Source organism: Ruminococcus callidus ATCC 27760, assembly GCF_000468015.1.
Lineage (GTDB): Bacteria > Bacillota > Clostridia > Oscillospirales > Ruminococcaceae > Ruminococcus_C > Ruminococcus_C callidus.
This window is the reverse complement of sequence record NZ_KI260392.1, coordinates 1-1,751: the sequence shown is the minus strand read 5'-3', so window position 1 is coordinate 1,751 and position 1,751 is coordinate 1. Positions and strand designations below refer to the sequence as shown.

General features: G+C 48.1%; 2 protein-coding genes. Both read right to left on the bottom strand.

Features of this window, described 5'->3' with window-relative positions; all coding sequences use genetic code 11:
* Positions 1-184: phage holin family protein (locus RUMCAL_RS07300; protein ID WP_021682037.1), on the bottom strand; the 184-nt coding region annotated here is incomplete at its 3' end.
* A 4-nt stretch (positions 185-188) separates the two neighbouring features.
* Entirely contained in the window at positions 189-1,634 is a 1,446-nt protein-coding gene (locus RUMCAL_RS16235; RefSeq protein WP_021682036.1) for a collagen-like protein, read from the bottom strand.
* Between the last annotated feature and the right edge of the window lie 117 nt (positions 1,635-1,751).

The following is a 1,751-nucleotide window of genomic DNA, read 5'->3' as shown; positions in this document are numbered from 1 at the left end:
TGGAAGAAAGTCCGCCGCTTTCTGTGTGTTTGGACTTTTTCATCATGGCGGTGATGATGCCGGTGAAAAAGTCGATTGCCATGAAGACGACCAGTGTCACCAGAGCGGAGTCCCAGCCGCCAAAAATGGCAGTAAAAAAGCCGCCGACCAAGCCGACAGCCACGCAAATGGTATCTTTCATCATATTTTTAACCCTCCAGTACTTTCAGGAATCGGATTTTCGGATGAGAATTGTTGCTTCTGCCCACCCAGGCAAGGTAATATTCGCCGTCAGAAATGCCAGTGCATTCTGTGATGGTGGTGATAAAGGTGTCCGACTGCAGCCATTGGAAATCCAGAGAAACCGCACGATTTGCATCGATTTCTGTATTCACATACACGCCAATGGGAATGTCGATCTTCTGCGGTTTCGGCACCAGATACAAACTTCCGGTTTCACTGGAACCCGACTGATAGGACATCACGATTTCCGCATTTTTCGTCAGGGACAATGGCTTTGCACAAACGGTCAAGACCGACTTATCCCAGTTAAAACACGTCTGCGAGTAGGACAACACGAAATCATTTTCTACACTGCAAAACTGCGGATAGGCAGCCAGAAAATCTGTCATTGTCTGATAGCTGCCGTCCAGAATCATACTGAGAGTTGGTGCATAGGTCGAAATGGCATTCTGCCCGGACTGAAATAGAATGGTGTAATTTCTGCCGCTTGTCAGGTTGTCAATTTGCTTTTGCAGGCTCTCCAAAGTGCGTTCTGCCGTTCCGATTCTGGAAGTATTACTCTCCACCTTTTCCGAATAGACTGTAACCTTTGTGCTAAGCCCGTTGATTTGTGTGCCAAAGCCATCCCATTGTGCGATTTTAGCGGCATTGATCTGATCCAATGCGGATTGATTTTCGTGGGTATGTGCCTTTTCCAGAAGCGGCTGAACCGCATCTTGAACCAGTGCTTTCACAGCATCGGTATCCGGATAATTTGTCAAATCCGGAGAAACGCCGTCCTTTCCGTCACGCCCATCTCTACCGTCTTTCCCCGGTAAGCCATCTTTCCCATTTGTGCCATCCTTACCGGGCAAACCGTCTGCACCATCTTTTCCGTCCTTTCCCGGTAGTCCGTTCTTGCCATCAATACCATCCTTGCCTTTCAAACTCTCCAGCCATTCTGCAGCTGTTCCTACAAAACCGTTTTCTATGGCGATTTCATAAGCAGAACTGCCGTCTTTTCCGTTTGCTCCGGTTTGCATCTCGGAAAGCTTTTTCAAAAGCTGCGTATACAGATCCGGCGTCGGCGGAATTGGCGTATCCCCATCTGCAACAAAACCAGACGGTCGAATGTGAAGAGTTACCGGTACGGTTGTCGCACGCAGTGTGGTATCGCTTTCTGCATCGTAGCCAAACAAACTCATCTTCACCGCACCGGGATGCAGTTCGGCAGGCAGCAAGCAAGTCGTTCCCTCTGTGCCAAGCACCAAGTTGTATGTTTCTTCGCACTGGGTGAACTGCACCACCTTGTGCAGAGCTTTCCAAGCCCCATCGAATACGAACTTCACCGAAACAAATGCGATCTGGTCAGAGGCAATGACCTCTCGCTCCAGTGCTTCGATTTTTTGCTGTTTCACTAAAAATTTCATCATCCGTTTTTCACCTCATTCCACACATTATTTTCAGGATCATATTCCAAATAGCCGTCTACACACTGGATCTTTTTCAGATAATTGTTGTAGGAATGTTCTCCGGAGGACATCCAGTTG